The sequence below is a fragment of the Shewanella sp. 11B5 genome, assembly GCF_002836795.1.
In the GTDB taxonomy this organism is placed as follows: Bacteria; Pseudomonadota; Gammaproteobacteria; order Enterobacterales; family Shewanellaceae; genus Shewanella; species Shewanella frigidimarina.
Genome location: NZ_PJAP01000984.1, coordinates 1 through 2,807 on the forward strand (window position 1 = coordinate 1; position 2,807 = coordinate 2,807).

Consider the following 2,807-nt stretch of genomic DNA (forward strand, 5'->3'; position numbering starts at 1 on the left):
CCTGAGAGTATTAGCAAACGGATTATAAACGCTGAAGCCCGACGACTAAATATTTTGAACAATCCGGCACCAGACCATAAACCGGATAAAAAACAAAGACGACAGATTATGCGCTTTAAAGATTACTAGGCGCCCAAAAAGTAAGAGAATACAAATGAACAACGATATTTTACATCGCTACATTTTTGATAATGCCGATGTGCGAGGCGAGATAGTCCAATTAGAAAGCAGTTACCAAGAAGTGCTTTCTGCACATATTTATCCGGTTGCATTACAAGCTCTAATCGGTGAGCTAATGGCCGCGACATCATTGCTTACCGCAACGATCAAGTTCAGTGGTGACATTAGCGTACAGTTACAGGGCGATGGTCCGGTTTCTTTAGCGGTAATTAATGGTAACAATAAGCAAGTATTACGTGGTGTTGCACGTTGGAACGGCGATATTGCTGCCGATGCAAGCTTGCAACAGATGTTCGGTAAAGGCTACATGGTCATTACGTTAACGCCTGATGAAGGTGAGCGTTATCAAGGCATTGTGTCATTAGACCACGTAAACTTAGCTGCTTGCTTAGAAGAGTATTTTAATCAATCAGAGCAGTTACCTACCCAAATACAGTTATTTGCTAACGGCAAACAAGCTGCAGGAATGTTGTTGCAAGTATTGCCAGCAAAATCTGGTAATAATGACGACTTTGAACATCTCTCAGCATTGACCTCGACCATTAAAGCAGATGAGTTATTCACTCTTGATGCTGAACAAGTATTACATCGCTTGTATCATCAAGAAGAAGTACGCTTATTTGATCCTGTTGATGTTACATTCAAATGTAGCTGTTCTCGTGATCGCAGTGCTGCAGCAATCAAAACGTTACCCCAAACTGAAGTTGAAGAGATTCTAGCTGAAGAAGGGAAAATTGAGATGGATTGTGAGTATTGCACAGCAAAGTACTCTTTTGATGCGATAGATATTGCAGCGTTATATTCTGGTAGTCATAGCAGCCAGTCACAACAGTAACCAACATCGTTACCGACAACGTAACAACTTACAAAAAAAGCGCTTAACGCGCTTTTTTTACGTCTTAACCGTCTAAACAAAACATCAAACAGCAAAAACTTTCAAAAAAATTACCAAACTGTTCGTTACCACGGCATTAACTTGCGTTACAATCCCCCACATTAGCTTATAGCCATCGTGCAAAAATAATAACAAGCTAAGTTTGAACACCTAACCCCCAATAGCAGTTCACAGCGAAACACGACCTAAAAGACATGGAGATCAACACTATGGCGGATGTATCTAACCGCGTTCACCTCAACCCTACGACTGCACAGCTAGTAGAAATCGCGCTTCTTCGTGGAGAAGGTCAACTGACCGCAAATGGTGCCTTAGTGGCCAAGACAGGAGAAAGAACGGGTCGTTCACCTAATGACCGATTTATCGTCAAAGAGGCAAATACAGAAGCCGACATTGAATGGGGCAAAGTAAACCGCCCGTTTGATGCAGGCAAATTTGATGCGTTATGGGGCCGGGTAGAAGCCTACCTTGCAGACAAAGAGTTGTTTACATCTGAACTCGAAGTTGGTGCTGATGATGAACATTATATTCCTGTACGTGTAACCACTGAGTTCGCATGGCATCAATTGTTTGCACGTAATTTATTTATCGCTCCAGAAACCTTTAATCGTGGTAACAAAGACACCTGGCAAATCATCAATGCGCCAGGGTTCGTATGTGAACCTGAACGTGATGGTACAAACTCTGAAGCCGCTGTTATTCTTAACTTTGCCGAGCGAAAAGTACTGCTTGCAGGGTTGAAATATGCAGGTGAAATGAAGAAGTCGATGTTCTCGGTACAGAACTTCTTATTACCCGCTAAAGGTGTGTTACCCATGCATTGTTCGGCCAACGTCGGCCACGATGGTGATACCACATTATTCTTCGGCCTATCGGGTACCGGTAAAACCACGCTTTCTGCTGATCCAAAACGTTTCCTGATCGGTGATGATGAGCACGGCTGGGCACCCGGTGGCGTATTTAATATCGAAGGCGGTTGCTATGCAAAATGTATCGACCTGAGCCAAAAAAATGAACCTGTGATTTGGGATGCAATTCGTTTCGGTACCGTACTCGAAAACGTGGTGCTTGATGAACAGCGAGTGCCTGATTATAAAGATACTAGCCTAACCGAAAATGGCCGTGCTGCTTATCCTTTAGAGCACATTGCTCAACGTAAAGAAGATAACCGTGGTGCAGAACCTCATGCTGTGGTTTTCTTAACTTGTGATGTCTCAGGTGTATTACCGCCAGTATCGGTATTAAGCAAAGAACAAGCTGCATATCACTTCTTATCAGGTTACACCGCGAAGGTAGGCTCTACAGAAATGGGTTCTACGTCTGCAATTCAGTCAACCTTCTCGACGTGTTTTGGTGCACCATTCTTCCCACGTCCAGCTGGAGTGTATGCTGAACTACTCATGAAACGCATTGAGTCGTTTGGCAGCCAAGTTTACCTTGTTAACACTGGCTGGACCGGTGGTCCACATGGTGTAGGTAAACGTTTTGATATCCCGACAACTCGCGCCATTGTGGATGCTATTGTCAGTGGTGAGCTAAAAGATGTTGAAACCGTTTATATCGATAAACTGAACTTAAACGTACCTGTTAGTGTATCGGGTGTTGATACCGCTTTGTTAAACCCAGTCAACACTTGGGCAGATAAAGCTGAGTATGACAAATATGCACAGCAGCTAGCACAAGAGTTCAGTGATAACTTTGCAAAATATAAAGTGTCTGAAGCCATTAAAAA

2 protein-coding genes and 1 pseudogene are annotated in these 2,807 nt (G+C 43.2%); all 3 read left to right on the plus strand.

Going from position 1 to position 2,807, the window contains the following annotated elements:
* Nucleotides 1-129: pseudogene (locus CXF78_RS21945) on the plus strand (RNA-binding protein); the annotation flags it as partial.
* Nucleotides 130-154: 25 nt separating this feature from the next.
* On the plus strand, nucleotides 155-1,015 hold the full coding sequence (gene hslO / locus CXF78_RS19220; protein ID WP_102037661.1) for an Hsp33 family molecular chaperone HslO: 861 nt from the start codon (nucleotides 155-157) through the stop codon (nucleotides 1,013-1,015).
* Nucleotides 1,016-1,284: 269 nt separating this feature from the next.
* Nucleotides 1,285-2,807, plus strand: a 1,523-nt coding sequence (locus CXF78_RS19225) for a phosphoenolpyruvate carboxykinase (protein WP_257984956.1), incomplete at its 3' end; no start/stop codon positions are given.

Bases quoted from the DNA above. Each gene is read 5' to 3' on its own strand.
- hslO (WP_102037661.1), top strand. From the start codon at position 155: ATGAACAACGATATTTTACATCGCTACATTTTTGATAATGCCGATGTG.